Source organism: Massilia sp. IC2-278 (assembly GCF_020708045.1).
In the GTDB taxonomy this organism is placed as follows: Bacteria; Pseudomonadota; Gammaproteobacteria; order Burkholderiales; family Burkholderiaceae_D; genus Telluria.
This window is the reverse complement of record NZ_JAJFES010000033.1, coordinates 1-14,684: the sequence shown is the minus strand read 5'-3', so window position 1 is coordinate 14,684 and position 14,684 is coordinate 1. Positions and strand designations below refer to the sequence as shown.

General features: G+C 68.7%; 9 protein-coding genes. 1 reads left to right on the top strand and 8 read right to left on the bottom strand.

Annotated elements, in window-relative coordinates; translation table 11 throughout:
* Nucleotides 1-127: 127 nt before the first annotated feature.
* From LK540_RS24755 to LK540_RS24745, 3 genes are all read right to left on the bottom strand, one after another.
* A complete protein-coding gene (locus LK540_RS24755; protein ID WP_229440068.1) occupies nucleotides 128-970 on the bottom strand; it encodes an autotransporter domain-containing protein in 843 nt (280 codons plus the stop codon).
* Between the two features lie 136 nt (nucleotides 971-1,106).
* Entirely contained in the window at nucleotides 1,107-2,990 is a 1,884-nt protein-coding gene (locus LK540_RS24750) for a sensor histidine kinase (RefSeq protein WP_229440067.1), read from the bottom strand.
* Nucleotides 2,906-4,156, bottom strand: a complete 1,251-nt coding sequence (locus LK540_RS24745; RefSeq protein WP_229440066.1) for a two-component regulator propeller domain-containing protein — start codon at nucleotides 4,154-4,156, stop codon at nucleotides 2,906-2,908. Before LK540_RS24745 ends, LK540_RS24750 begins: the two co-directional genes overlap by 85 nt.
* Nucleotides 4,157-4,346: 190 nt before the next feature.
* Here LK540_RS24745 and LK540_RS24740 point away from each other — a divergent pair, with 190 nt between their 5' ends.
* Complete coding sequence (locus LK540_RS24740; RefSeq protein ID WP_229440065.1) at nucleotides 4,347-5,309, top strand: SDR family oxidoreductase; 963 nt, start codon at nucleotides 4,347-4,349, stop codon at nucleotides 5,307-5,309.
* Nucleotide 5,310: 1 nt separating this feature from the next.
* On the opposite strand, the gene LK540_RS24735 is transcribed toward LK540_RS24740, so the two are convergent.
* The 5 genes from LK540_RS24735 to LK540_RS24715 form a co-directional block, all read right to left on the bottom strand.
* The gene (locus tag LK540_RS24735; protein WP_229440064.1) at nucleotides 5,311-5,484 is read right to left on the bottom strand and encodes a hypothetical protein; all 174 of its coding nucleotides are present in this window, start codon (nucleotides 5,482-5,484) and stop codon (nucleotides 5,311-5,313) included.
* Nucleotides 5,485-5,683: 199 nt separating this feature from the next.
* On the bottom strand, nucleotides 5,684-7,084 hold the full coding sequence (locus LK540_RS24730) for an efflux transporter outer membrane subunit (RefSeq protein WP_229440063.1): 1,401 nt from the start codon (nucleotides 7,082-7,084) through the stop codon (nucleotides 5,684-5,686).
* A gap of 8 nt (nucleotides 7,085-7,092) precedes the next feature.
* Nucleotides 7,093-10,398, bottom strand: coding sequence for an efflux RND transporter permease subunit (locus LK540_RS24725; RefSeq protein ID WP_229440062.1), 3,306 nt, complete (start codon nucleotides 10,396-10,398; stop codon nucleotides 7,093-7,095).
* Nucleotides 10,395-13,493 carry an efflux RND transporter permease subunit gene (locus LK540_RS24720; protein ID WP_229440061.1) on the bottom strand — a complete coding sequence of 1,033 codons (3,099 nt, stop codon included), beginning with the start codon at nucleotides 13,491-13,493 and terminating at the stop codon, nucleotides 10,395-10,397. The genes LK540_RS24725 and LK540_RS24720 overlap by 4 nt, the downstream gene beginning before the upstream one ends.
* 88 nt (nucleotides 13,494-13,581) lie before the next feature.
* The coding region (locus LK540_RS24715) for an efflux RND transporter periplasmic adaptor subunit (protein ID WP_229440060.1) at nucleotides 13,582-14,684 on the bottom strand (1,103 nt) is incomplete at its 5' end.

Below are 14,684 nucleotides of genomic sequence, written 5' to 3'. Positions count from 1 at the left end.
ATGAAGCGGGAACGATCTCCCGCTTCGATGGCAACTGCTTGTTTGTCATGTAAATCCTCCAGGGACATATTGTCCACTATTTGGATGTCCATGAATCCCGGACCCTCTCAACCTGACCCCCGCTGTTTCAGAAGCGGACCTTGACGAAGGCCGATGGGCCGGTCAGTTTCAGGTCGAGGTCGGCGCTGCGTTCGCGGTTGCGGTGCAGGTCGATCTTCTGGATGCCGTAGTCGGCGACCAGGCTGACGTTGCGCGCAAAGGCCCATTCGACGCCGGCCGAGCCGTTGTACACGTGCCCTTCCACCGAGCCGCCGTTCTTCTTGATGCCGCCGGCTTCGGCGAACAGGCGCACCTTGTCGTTGAGGGCATGGCGCCACGACAGTTCGACGGTCGGCGCCCAGACGTTGTCGCTGGCCGAACCCGAGCCGCTCCAGGAGTAGTTTTCCACCGGCGCCGCGGCGCTCACGTTGGCCTCGCCCGAACCCGAGATCTTGGCGCGCAGGTAAGCGGCGCCCAGGCCCACGCCGAAGGCGTTCTTCTCTTTCCCGAACCAGTATTTGTAGGCCAGGCGCGCCATTTCCACGCGCAGCTTGGCGTTCGCGGTGATGGTGCCGCTGACCGGACGGCCCTCGTACTCGGTGTCGCCGTCGACCGTGGCGCCATAGCCCTTGCTGAAGCGGAAGTAGTCGAACGAGAGGCCGTGGCTGTCGCCGAACAGCAGCTCGGCTTTCACGCGCGGCAGGGTTTCGTGACCGATCTTCTCGTCGGGCGTGTCGACACGGCCGTAGCGGGTATCGCCACCCACGTGGATCTTCGGTTCGGCATAGAAGGCGCCGGCCGACAGGCTCATGCGGTCGAGCGCAGGCGACATCTGCGCCTGGGCCATGCCGGCCGCGGTGGCGCCGAGCAGGATGGCGGCTTTCAGGATAGTCAGGGATGGACGGGCGGCAGGCGTGACGAGGCGGGACATGGATTCTCCGATGAATAAAGTGTTGTTCAGGTTTGCCCGCCAGACCATGTCTTGACGCGGCAGTACTTTATTATCGCCAATGTCACAATAACAACGCGCACGATTGCTGACCACGGGGTCAGTAGACGGCAAAACGCTACGGCCAGGCGCCGCCCGCTGCCTCGCATTCCCTGCGCTGCGGCGCCGTCAGCGGCAATTCGAGCCGCAGTGCGGTGCCCTCCCCCGTCCCGGTAACGATGTCCAGGCGCCCGCCTGCCAGCAGCGCGCGCTCGTGCATGCCGGCCAGGCCCCAGTGCCCCGGCTTCCCTGCTCTGGCCACCTCGCTGTCGATGCCGATGCCGTCGTCGCGCACGGCCAGCGTGAGCAAGTGGCCGGCATGGCCCAGCTCCATGCTCACGTGCGATGCGGCGCCATGGCGGCAGGCATTGCGCAGGGCTTCTTCCGCGATGCGGCAGCAGGTGTCGGCAAGATCGGCTTCCACATGGGGCGGCTCGCCCACGGCCGTGAATGCGATCTCGCGCCGGTACTCCGCGCCGACGCGCGCTGCCAGGCCGGCCAGCATGGCGCCCAGGTCGACGGGATGCCTGTCTCCCGCCCGAAGGCCGTGCACGCGGTCGCGCGCCTCGGCCACCATGCCCCTGGCCCGGCCCAGGGCGGCGTCCAGCCTGGTGCGCAGGGGTTCCTGCACCGCCGACTGCGCCGCCGCGTCGAAGATGAAGATCAGCCCCTGCACGCCCTGCAGCAGCGTATCGTGCAGCTCGCGGGCGATGCGTTCGCGCTCGGCCTGGCGGGTGCGCTCGATCGCCAGCAGGCGCCGCGCCTGCACGTGCAGGCGATACCGGTACAGCGCCCACAGCAGGGCCGCGGCCAGCAGCGCGCAGGCAGCCCGGAACCAGCCGGTCTGCGTCAGGCTGGGCGTGACCTGCACCGACAGCGGATCGCTCTGCGGCCCTGCCACCCCGTCGCCATTCACGGCCTGCGCCACGAAGCGGTAGCTGCCGGGCGGCAGGCCGGTGTAGGTCGCCTCGGTCGCGGCGCCGGCCTGCTGCCAGTCGCGGTCGTATCCTTCGAGGCGGTAGCGGTAGCGCACGCGTTCCGGCATCGACAGCGCCGGCGAGGCAAAGGCAAAGCTCATCCGGCCCGGCGCCGGCGGCAGGACCAGGGACGGCCCGGCATCGTGCACCTTGCCGTCGACGGTGGTGCGCAGCAGGCTGGTCTTGTACGGCGCCGGATCGGATGCGACGGCCGCCGGATCGAGCCAGGACACGCCGGCCGCGGTCGACATCCAGATGCGCCCGTCCGCCGCGCGCGCCATCGTGCCCACGTCGAGGATGCCGGTCCGGTCGCGCAAGCCGTCGCGCTCGTCGAAGATGCGCGCCGGGCCGGCGTCGTCCATCCCGGCGCCGGACAAGGCGCCGGCGTCGAGGCGGACGACGCCGGCCGCGCCGTTCAGCCACAAGGCGCCCGCTCCCGCCGCGGCGCCGCTCAAGCCGCGCAGGGCCTGCGCCGGCCGGGCCGCGACCGGCCGGAAGCGCGTGCCGTCGAAACGCGCCAGCCCATCGGCGCCGCCCGCCAGCACGCTGCCTTCGTACTCGGTCAGCAGCGCCACCTTGCCGATCTCGAGTCCCTGTTCCTTGCCGAAGCTGCGCGTGCGCTCGCCGTCGAGCAGCACCACCTCGTTGTCGATGTACCCGAACCAGACGCGCCCGCGGTTGTCGGCCAGCATCGACAGGGGCGTCTTTTCGCCCTGCCGCGGCAGCATGGCGGGCCGTTCCCACTTGCCGTTGCGGTAACGCCAGGCGCCGCCGCCCACTGCCGACATCCACACGCTGCCGTCGGCGCCCTGGGCCAGCGCATGGATCTTGCCGATCGGGCTGAAGCCGGGCGGTAGCGCCACTTTCCCGAGCACGCGCAGGCCATCGGCGCTGCGCCGGGTCAGACCGGAAGCGTCGCCGATCCACAGTTCGCCGTGCAGGCCGGCGGCCATGGCATCGGCGGTCCGGCCCGGCAGCCGGGCCATGGCGCGGTCGTGCGCGAGGCCCCAGACCCCTTCGTCCTCGGTCGCCACGACACCCGTGGCGGGGCCGGCGCCAGGCTGGCCGAACGCTGAACCGCGCCCTTCATGCGCACGATGTTGGTCGCCCGGAAGCGGTCGATGCCGGCATTCGTGCCAACCCAGATATTGCCGTCGCCGTCTTCGAAGATGCAGTGGACGATGCGTCCGGACAGTCCTTCCGCGCTGCCGAAGGTCTCGGCGCCGGCCGCATGGGACTGCCCGGGCAAGGCGGCCGCGCGCGCCGGATCGGCAATGCGGTGCAGGCCCTGGTCGTCGTCGTACCATAGGGCGCCGTAGCGGTCGGCCAGCATGCTGCCGGTAATCGGGCCGCGCTGGCGGGCGATCCACGGGTGGACTAGCTTTTCATAGTCCTGCAAGCGGTCGACGATGCGGATGCCGCGCTCTTCGAGCAGGAAGACCGGGCCGGCGCTGCCGTCGGCGTTGCGGCGCTGCAGGAAGGGCTGGCGCGCATCGAGCTTGCCGACCGGGCCGGTGAAGCGCTGTGCGCCCGGTGCGCGCAAGAAGAGGCCCAGCTCGCTGAGCACCGCCACCGTGCCATCGGCCGCGACGAATACCGAGGACGCCTTGCGCGCGCCGAAACCCTGCTCCGCCCCGATGCGCTTCCACGCGGTCCCGTCAAAATATGCCAGGCCATCCAGCCCCGCAGCCCACAGGCCGGGGCCATCCTGGGCGAAGCCCCAGATCGAGCCATGCGGCAGGCCGTCTTCGGCATTCCAGTTGCGTACCGCACCGTCGCGCAGGTGGCTGACGCCGCCGGTGCGCCATCCTATCCACAGGCCGCCGCCAGGATCGGCCTGCAGGGCGTAGACGTCGGTGTCGGGAAAGCGCTGGGCAAACGCCGGACGCACCTGTTCGAAGCGCTTGCCGTCGAAACGGAACAGGCCGCGCGGGGTGCCCAGCCACAGCCAGCCGTCGGCGGTCTGGGCGAAGGCCGATACCCGCTCCGGTGCGCCGTTGCGTTCGGTCCAGGCGGTGTGCTCGCGCTGCGCCAGCGTGCGCTCGGGGAGCGCCGCGCCGGCCTGCGCCGCCAGCGGCAACACACACAGGAGAACGGACAGGCAGCGCGCGGCATGGCGCTTGTGGAGAACTGACGGGGGAAAAATCGGCATGCGAGCGGTTGGACGGCAGTGGGGCTGCAAGGATGATACCAGCTGGGCTGGAGCGGCCGCAGGCGGCAGCGGCACGGCAAGCCGTGCGACCCGTGCCGCGCAATCAAGGCACCATGCCCACTAGCGAACTCATCCCACATGCCCGCGCCACCGGGAACGGCGCGCAGGCCTTCGATCAAGGACGGATACGATGAAACAGACACATCTCCGCGTCGTCATTACCGGCGCATCGAGCGGCATCGGCGCCGCCACCGCGATTGCCTTTGCCCGCCAGGGCGCACGCCTGGTGCTCGGCGCGCGCGGCAAGGCGGGACTGGAAGACATCGCCTGGCGCTGCCGCGAAGCCGGCGGCATGGTCGAGACGAAAGTCGTCGACGTCACCGACGCCGATGCCGTGGTGCGCTTCGCCGCCAGGGCGCACGAGACCCTGGGCAGCATCGACCTCTGGTTCAGCGACGTCGGCATCGGCGTGGTCGGCAAGTACCACGACGTGCCGCTGGAAGACCACCGGCGCGTGGTCGAGACCAACCTGCTCAGCCACATGCACGACGCGCACGCCGTGCTGCCGATCTTCCGGCGCCAGGGCCACGGCATCTGGGTCAACATGATTTCGGCCGGCGGCTTCATCGCCTCGCCGTACGCGGCGGCCTACTCGGCCAGCAAGTTCGGCCTGCGCGGCTTCAGCGAAGCGCTGCGCGGCGAACTGCGCGACCAGCCGCACATCCACATCTGCGACGTGTACCCGACCTTCGTCGACACGCCCGGCTTCGAGCATGCCGGTAACTACACCGGCGCCCGCCTGTCCTACCCGCCCGGCGTGCTGGACCCGGAAAAGGTGGCCGACGCGGTCGTCAAGCTGGCCCACAAGCCGCGCGCCACCACCGTGATCGGGGCGCCGGCCTCGATGCTCAAATTGGGCGAACTCGCCTCGCCGGCCACCACCTCGCTGATGGGCCGCTTCCTCGACGCCTGGAGCCGGCGCGCCGACCGCACCGATAACACCACCGGCAGCATGTACAAGCCGCCGCGCAGCGCGGACGGCATCCACAGTCACGGGTTGCGGCCGCAGCCGCAGGGGCATGCGAAGCTGGCCCTGGGCGCGGCGCTGGTGGCGGCCGTGGTCGGGGTGCAGCTGGCGCGGCGGCGGTCGTGAGCTAGGTTTTTGTCGAAGCGTCCGTGCCTGCGGTTGGCGGCACGGGCGCTGGCTCTTCCTTCTTGTCGATGACGAGCACGCCAGTCTGCGGTTTGCTTGCCTGCTTCTGCTGCACGACCTGCACCGCGACGGCGCGTCCATCGACGACCGGCCGGGGATGGCGAAAATTGAACATGGCAGACTTTGCGTTGAGTGAATGTCAGCGCAAGGTGGTCATGAGGTTCGGCTTTTCAAGGTTTGGCTTTTGTAGGGTGGACTCCTGAGTCCACGCTGTCGTACCGCTGCATACCGTGGCACTGTGCATACTCCCTACAGCGTGGACTCGGGAGTCCACCCTACGAAGAACGAACAACAAACGGCAAACCTTGCAGCCTTTACGGCTGGTCACCCACCTGCCACCCGCCCCCCAGCGCCTGGATCAGCGACACCGCCACCGTCTGACGATCCGCCTGCACCTGCAGCAGCGAGCGCCGTGCGTTCAGCGCCGTCACCTGGGCCTGCACCACTTCCGTGTAGCTGACCTGCCCCGCCTTGTACTGGTTCAGGATCTGCTGCTCGACCAGGTTCGCCGCTTCGGCGGCCTGGCGGCGCAGGTCCTGCTGCTGGGCCAGCACGCGCGTGGCGGTCAGCTGGTCCTCGACGTCGGCAAAGGCGGTGAGCACGGTCTGGCGGTAGCGCGCGGCCGCCGCCTGCTGGCGCGCCTCGGCGCCGGCCACGCTGGCGCGGGTGGCGCCGGCGTTGAAGATGGTCTGCGCCGCCGACAGCCCGAAGGACCAGGCCGCGCTCGAGGCCGAGAACAGGTCCCCCACGCGGCTGCCCACGGTGCCGCCCGACGCCGACAGGCCGATGTTCGGGAAGTAGGCCGCGCGCGCGATGCCGATGTCGGCATTCGCCGCGGCCACGTCGCGCTCTGCGGCGGCGATGTCCGGACGGCGCTGCAGCAGCGTCGACGGCACGCCGACCGGCACCTCGGGCACCTTCACGCGCCACTCGGGCAGCGGCGCCAGCGTGAACTCGGCCGGCGCGCGGCCGAGCAGGATCGCGATCGCATGCTCGGCCTGGGCGCGCTGGCGCACCACGCTCAGTTCGTCGCTGCGGGCGCTGGCCAGCTGGGTCTCGGCCTGCAGCACGTCGGTGCGCGCCACGATGCCGACATTGAAGCGGTTGCGCGTGATCTGCAGCACGCGCTCGTAGCCGGCCACGGTGTCCGCCAGCAGTGCGCGCGTGGCGTCGAGCTGGCGCACGGCGAAGTAGTTGGCGGCCAGTTCGCCCTGGGCCGACAGGCGCGCGCCGGCCAGGTCGGCCGCCGTGGCGGCGGCGCTGGCCTCGGCGCCGGTGACGCCGGCGCGCAGGCGGCCCCAGACGTCGGGCTCCCAGCTGCCGCCCAGGTTCAGGCGGTAGCCGGTATCGGCGCCCTGCCCGCGCACGCCGGAACGGTCGCCGCTCAACTGCAGGTTCAGCGACGGGAACAGCGCCGCGCGCTGCTGCGCCACCAGGGCGCGCGCCTGCGCGTAATTCGCCACCGCCGCCGCCACGTTCTGGTTCGAGACCTCGATGCCGGCGGCCAGTTCGTTCAGGATCGGGTCGTCGAACAGCTGCCACCACGGTCCCCGTTCCAGCGTGTCGGCGGGCGCCGCCGGCACCCAGCCGGCCAGTTCCTTGAAGGCCGCCGGCGCCGGCGTACTCGGCACCTGGTAGGCAGGGCCGACGCTGCAGCCGGCCAGGCTGGCGGCAAGCATCAGGAGGGACAGGCGGAGGAGCTTCGGTTGTCGCATAGGCTTAGTCATTTCGATGGGGACGGAACAGCTTCTTCTTCTTCGAGCGGATGGCGGGTCAGCTCGCGTTCTTCGGGGGTGCGGCGGCGCAGCTTGTCCATCAGGACGTAGACCACCGGCGTGGTCAGCAGCGTGAGCAGCTGGCTGGCGATCAGGCCGCCGATGATGGCGATGCCGAGCGGCTGGCGCAGTTCGGAACCCTCGCCGAAGCCGATCGCCAGCGGCAGCGCGCCGAGGGCCGCGGCCAGGGTCGTCATCAGGATCGGGCGGAAGCGCAGCAGGCAGGCTTCGCGCACGGCTTCCACCGCATTCAGGCCGCGCGCGCGCTCGGCTTCCAGCGCGAAGTCGATGATCAGGATCGCGTTCTTTTTCACGATGCCGATCAGCAGGAACACGCCGATCAGGGCGATGATGGAAAACTCCATGTTAAACAGCAGCAGCGCCAGCACCGCGCCCACGCCGGCCGAGGGCAGCGTGGACAGCACCGTCACCGGGTGCACCAGGCTTTCGTACAGGATGCCGAGCACGATGTAGATGACGACGATGGCCGCCAGGATCAGCAGCGGCTGCTCCTTGTTCGACTCCTGGGCGGCGCGCGCCGTGCCTTCGAAGCTGCCGCGCACGTTGGACGGCATGGCGATGTCGGCTTCGGCCTGGCGCACGGCGGCCTGGCCGTCGGACAGATTGAAGCCTTCGGCCAGGTTGAACGAGACGGTCGTCGCCAGTTCGCCGTCCTGGTGGTTCACCGAGGTCGGCGTCGAGCTCTCGGCGAAGCTGGCGATGGCCGACAGGGGCACCATGTTGGCGGCCGTGCTGGACAGGGCCGAGCCGCTGGAGGCGTCGCGCGTGGCGGTGAGACTCGATGCCGGGGTCGGCGTGCCGTTGGCGCTGATGGCGCCGGTGGCCGAGACGCCGGAGCCAGTGCCCGTCGATGCCGCCGATGCGGTCGACGTGCCATTGCTGCTACCGGTTCCGGTCGCCCGTGCCGGCACGTACACGTCCTTCAGCGCTTCCGGCGACTGCGCATACTTCTGCGCCACGCCCATGATCACGTGGTACTGGTTCAGCTCATCATAGATGTTCGCCACCTGGCGCTGGCCGAAGTTGTTGTACAGGGCGTTGTCGACGTCGCGCGTGCTGATGCCCAGGCGCGCGGCGCTTTCCTTGTCGATGGTGACGAACATCTCGACGCCGTTCTCGGCCTGGTCGGTGTCGACATCGACCAGCGCCTTCTGCGACTTCATGGCGTCGGCCAGCCGCGCCGCCCATACCTTCAGGTCCGTGCTGCTGTCGCTCTTGAGCGTGTACTGGTAGGTCGAGTTCGACGAGCGCCCGCCCATGCGCAAGTCCTGCACCGGGTTCAGGAACAGCGACACGCCGGTGACCCGCGCCAGTTGCGGACGCAGGCGCGCGATCACGGCCTGGCCTTTCACGTCGCGCTCCGAGGCCGGCTTCAAATTGATGAACATGAAGCCGCCGCCGGCGCGCCCGCCGCCGGTGAAGCCGACCACCGTGTCCACGGCCGGATCGCGCTTGATGATGTTCACCAGCTGGCGCATCTTGGCCTGCATCGCCTGGAAGGAAATGCTCTGGTCGGCGCGGATGCCGCCGTTGATCTGGCCCGTGTCCTGCTGCGGGAAGAAGCCTTTCGGCGCCGCCGAGAACAGGTAGACGTTCAGGGCCACCACGAAGGCCAGGATCAGCATCACCAGGCCGCGGCTGGCCAAGGCCCAGTCGAGCGCGTGCTCATAGCTCTTCAGCAGGCGATTAAAGCCGTTCTCGGACCAGCGCGCGAGGCGCCCCGGCGGACGCTCGATGGTGTGGCCCTTTTTCAGCAGCCAGGCGCACATCATCGGCGTGGTGGTGAGCGAGATCACCAGCGAGATCATCACCGCCGCCGACAGCGTGACGGCGAATTCGCGGAACAGGCGGCCCACCTGCCCGCCCATGAACAGCAGCGGAATGAAGACCGCCACCAGCGACAGGCTGATCGAGAGCACGGTGAAGCCGACTTCGCGCGCGCCCAGCAGGGCCGCCTGCATGCGGTCCATGCCCTTTTCGATGTGGCGCGCGGTGTTTTCCAGCACCACGATGGCATCGTCGACGACGAAGCCGGTGGCCACCGTCAGCGCCATCAGCGACAGATTGTTCAGGCTAAAGCCCAGCATCCACATGACGCCGAAGGTGCCGAGCAGCGAGACCACGGTGGCCACCGCCGGGATCACGGTGGCGCGCACGCTGCGCAGGAACACGCTCACCACCAGCACCACCAGCAAAATCGAAATGAGCAAGGTGAACTCGATCTCGTGCAAGGACGAGCGGATCGAGTTGGTACGGTCCGAGGCCACCTGCAGCGTGATGTCGCCCGGCAGCTGGGACTGCAGCGTCGGCAGCAAGTCGCGCACGCCGTCCACGGTTTCGATCACGTTGGCGGCGGGCTGGCGCGTGATCAGCACGATCACCGCAGGCTCGCCGTTGAACAGACCGAGCGTGTTGATGTTTTCCGGACCGTCGATGACGTTCGCCACGTCGGACAGGCGCACCGCCGCGCTGTTACGCCAGGCTACCACGAGGTCGTGGTAGTCGGCGGCGCTGCGGCCATTGGTCGGGGTATCGGCCTGCGAATAGATCTGCAGGCGGTTGCCGCTGCCCTCGATGGCGCCTTTCGGGCGGTTCGGGTTGCTGGCCTGGATCGCGGCGCGCACGTCCTCGGCCGACACGCCGAGCTTGTTGAGCGCGTAGGGATTGAGTTCCACGCGCACGGCCGGCAGCGAGCCGCCGCCGATCTCGACCTCGCCCACGCCCGGCACCTGGGCCAGGCGCTGCTGGATGATGTTCGAGACCGCGTCGTAGATCTGGCCGGGCGAACGCGTTTTTGACGTCAGCGCCAGGATGATCACCGGCGCGTCCGACGGATTCACCTTGCGGTAGGTCGGGTTGCTGCGCAGGGTAGACGGCAAGTCGGCGCGCGAGGCGCTGATCGCGGCCTGCACTTCGCGTGCGGCCGAGTCGATCTTGCGGTTCAGTTCGAACTGCAGATTGATGCGGGTCGAGCCGTTGCCCGAGTTCGAGGTCATCTCGTTGACGCCGGCGATCACGCCCAGCCTGCGCTCGAGCGGCGTGGCGACGCTGCTGGCCATGGTTTCCGGGCTGGCGCCGGGCAAGGATGCCGAAACCGAAATGGCCGGGAAGTCGACCTGCGGCAGCGGCGACACCGGCAGTACGAAGAAGGCGGCAATCCCCGCCAGTGCCAGCCCGAGCGTCAGGAGGACGGTCGCGATCGGGCGCTGGACGAAGGGTTTCGACAAATTCATGCGCCGACCTCTTTCGGCTTGGCCGGGGCTTTACCGGACCAGCGGCGCGCGGTGCGGTCGAACGCCAGGTAGATCACCGGCGTGGTGAACAGCGTGAGCAGCTGGCTGACGATCAGGCCGCCGAAGATGGCCAGGCCCAACGGTCTGCGCAGCTCGGCGCCCTCGCCCCAGCCGAACATCAGCGGCACGGCGGCGAACAGTGCGGCCAGCGTCGTCATCAGGATCGGGCGGAAGCGCAGCAGCGCCGCCTGGCGGATGGCGTCGACCGGCGACTTGCCCTGGTCGCGCTCGGCCTCGATGGCGAAGTCGATCATCATGATCGCGTTCTTTTTGACGATGCCGATCAGCAGGATGATGCCGATGATGCCGATCACGCCCAGGCCCTGGCCCGTGACCCACAGCGCCAGCAGCGCGCCGACGCCGGCCGACGGCAGGGTCGACAGGATCGTCAGCGGGTGGATGTAGCTCTCGTACAGCACGCCCAGCACGATGTACACGCAGACCACCGCCGCCAGGATCAGCCACAGCTGGTTCGACAGCGATTTTTCGTAGGCGCCGGAGGCGCCGAGGAAAGTCAGCGTCACTGCCGGCGGCAGCTTGATGTCGGCGGCGGCCGCGCGGATCGCATCGACCGCCTGGCCGAGCGAGGCGCCGTTCGCGGTGTCGAAGCCGATGGTGGTGGCCGGGTACTGCGCCACGTGGGTCACCTGCAGCGGCGCTTCTTCCTCGCGGATGGTGGCCACGGCCGACAACGGCGTCGGCTCGCCGGAGCCGGTGCGCAGTTGCAGGCGCCCGAGGCTGGCCAGCGACATCGCCTCGTCCTGCTGGGCTTCCAGGATCACGCGGTACTGGTTGGTTTCGGTGAAGATGGTCGAGACGATGCGCTGGCCGTAGGCGCTGTACAGGGCGTCGTCGATGGCGGACGCCGTGATGTTCAGGCGCGAGGCGGTGTCGCGGTCGATGTGGACCACGGCGGCCGCGCCCATGGCGCCGGCGTCGGTGGTCACGTTGCGCAGCTGCTTCTGCTGCGCCATGCGGTCGACCAGCTTGTGCGCCCATTCGGTGACGGTGGCGTTGTCGGCGCCTTCGAGCGACACGCGGTACTGGGTCGGGCCGCTTTCGGCGTCGATGGTGAGATCCTGGGTCGGCTGCAGGTACAGGGTCAGGCCGGCGACATTCGCCACGCGGTTCTTCAGGCGCGTCATGATTTCGTCGACGTCGCCATCGCGGTCGCGCTTCAGGTTGATCAGCATCGTGCCGGCGTGCAGCATGGTGTTGTTGGCGGCGTCCACGCCCACGTTCGAGGCCAGCGATTCGACGGCCGGATCGGCCAGGATCTGTTTCGCGGCGGCCTGCTGCATCTCGGCCATGCGCGCATACGAGATCGCCTGGCGCGCTTCGACGCGTGCCTGCAGCTGGCCCGTGTCCTGGATCGGGAACAGGCCTTTCGGGATCACGACCCACAGCAAGGCAGTCAGCGCCAGCGTCGCCAGCGCCACGATCAGGGTCAGGCCCTGCCGTGCCAGCACCCACTCCAAACCACGGTCGTATTTCGCGATCACGCGGTCGAAGAAGGCCTGGGTTTTCACCGCAAACTTGCCCGGCTTTTCTTCCTCATGGCTGCGCAGCCAGCGCGCCGACATCATCGGCACCAGGGTCAGCGAGACCACGCCGGAAATCAGGATCGTAATCGCCAGGGTCACCGCGAATTCGCGGAACAGGCGCCCCACCACGTCGCCCATGAACAGCAGCGGAATCAGCACCGCGATCAGCGACACGGTCAGCGAAATGATGGTGAAGCCGATCTGGGCCGCGCCCTTGATCGCGGCGGCCATCGGCTTTTCGCCTTCCTCGATGTAGCGCGCGATGTTCTCGATCATGACGATCGCGTCGTCGACGACGAAGCCGGTGGCGATGGTCAGCGCCATCAGCGAAAGGTTGTTCAGGCTGTAGCCGAGCAGGTACATCACGCCGAAGGAACCAATCAGCGAGATCGGCACGGCCAGGCTGGCAATCACCGTGGCGCGGATGCTGTGCAGGAAGGCGAAAATCACCAGCACCACCAGCACCACGGCCAGCAGCAGCTCGATCTGCACGTGCTCGACCGAGGCGCGGATGCCGGTGGTGCGGTCGCTCAGCACGTCCAGACGCAGCGATGCCGGCAGGCCGGCCTGCAGCTCGGGCAGGCGTTCCTTGATGGCGTCCACGGTGGCAATCACGTTGGCGCCAGGCTGGCGCTGCACGTTCAGGATGATCGCCGGCTTCAGGTTGGCCCAGGCGCCGAGGCGCACGTTTTCGGCGCTGTCGACCACCTGCGCCACGTTTTCCAGGCGCACCGGCGCGCCATTGCGGTAGGCGACGATCAGGTTTTTATAGTCCGGCACCGTCACCAGTTGGTCGTTGGCGTTGATGGCGTAGGCGCGCGAAGGACCGTCGAAGCTGCCCTTGGCGCTGTTGGCGTTGGCAGCCGTGATCGCGGTGCGCAGCGAATCCAGGCCCAGGCCATAGGACGCCAGCGCCTCGGTATCGGCCTGGATACGCACGGCTGGGCGCTGGCCGCCCGACAGCGACACCAGGCCCACGCCCGAGACCTGGCTGATCTTCAGGGCCAGGCGGGTGTTGACCAGGTTCTGCACTTCGGTCAGCGGAATCGTGTCGGAAGTGATCGCCAGGGTCAGCACCGGCGCGTCGGCCGGGTTGACCTTGGCGTAGACCGGCGGCGCCGGCAAGTCGGCCGGCAGCAGCGAGCCGCCGGCATTGATCGCGGCCTGCACTTCCTGCTCGGCCACATCCAGGGTCTGACCGAGGCCGAACTGCAGCGTGATGACCGAGACGCCGGCGGCGCTGGTCGAACTCATGCGGCTTAAGCCCGACATCTGGCCGAACTGGCGTTCCAGCGGCGCGGTGACGGTGCGCGACATGACTTCCGGGCTGGCGCCTGGATACAGGGTCTGCACCTGGATGGTCGGGAAGTCAACCTGCGGCAGCGCCGACAGGGGCAGGAACTTGTAGCCGACCAGGCCGGCCAGCACGATCGCCAGCATCAGCAGGGCCGTGGCGACCGGGCGGCGGATGAATGGACCGGATGGACTCATGCTGCTACCTCGTGTGCATCACGCACCGCGCGAACGCCGCCGTGCGCTGGACGCGTGGACGGCATAGCCATCCACCCTACATCGATCATCATTGCGCGTTTCCTTCACGCTGGCGGCGTGGGCGTTCACCTTGCGCACCCTGCGCGCCTTGCGGACGCTCGCCCGGCAGCGTCACCTTGGCGCCATCCTTCAGGCGGTCGGCGCCTTCGGTGATCACGCGCTCGCCCGGCTTCAGGCCCTCGAGCACCTGGATCTTGTCGACCGTCGCCTGGCCGCGCTTCACGCCGCGCATCGAGACCGTCTTGGCCTGCTCGTTCAGCACGAACACGAAGTCACCGTTGGCGCCGTGGCGCAGCGCGTTCACCGGCACCACCACCGCGTTCTCGATGGTGCGCACCTGCAGGCGCAGGTTCACGAACTGGCTCGGGAACAGCTTGCTGTCCTTATTGTCGAAGCGGGCCTTGGCGCGCACGGTGCCGGTCTGGACATCGACCTGGTTATCGAGCGCGGCGAAGCGGCCCTGGGCCAGCTCGTTGGTACGGGTGCGGTCCAGCGCGACCGCCGGCAGCGTGGCGTTGGCGACGATGCGGCTTTGCAGCTCGGGCACGCCGTCCTGCGGCACGGCGAATTCAACGTCGATCGGCGAGAACTGGGTGATCACGGCAATGCCGTTGGCGTCGCCGCTGCCGACCAGGTTACCGATGTCCACGGTGCGCAGGCCGACGCGGCCGGCGATCGGCGCCTTCACCTGCGTGTAGCTGAGGTTCAGGCGCGCCTGGTTCTCGGCGGCGCGGTCGGTGGTGATCGCGCCTTCGAGCTGCTTCACCAGCGCGGCCTGGGTATCGACTTCCTGGCGTGCGATCGAATCCTGTTCCAGCAGGGTGCGGTAGCGCGACAGCGTCAGGCGCGCGCTTTCGAGCTGGGCTTCGTCGCGCTGGCGCTGGCCGGTGGCCTGCAGCAGTGCGATCTCGAAAGTGCGCGGGTCGATGGTGGCCAGCACCTGGCCGGCGCGCACGATCTGGCCTTCGGTGAACTTGATCTCCTGGAGCACGCCCGAGACTTGCGGACGCACGGTGGCTACCGCCGCCGGCACCACGGTGCCCAGCGCTTCCAGCGTGACCGGCAAATCGACCTGTTCGGCCGTGGCCACGCCGACCGTGGTGGCCGGTCCGCCGCGTCCGCCGCCAGGAC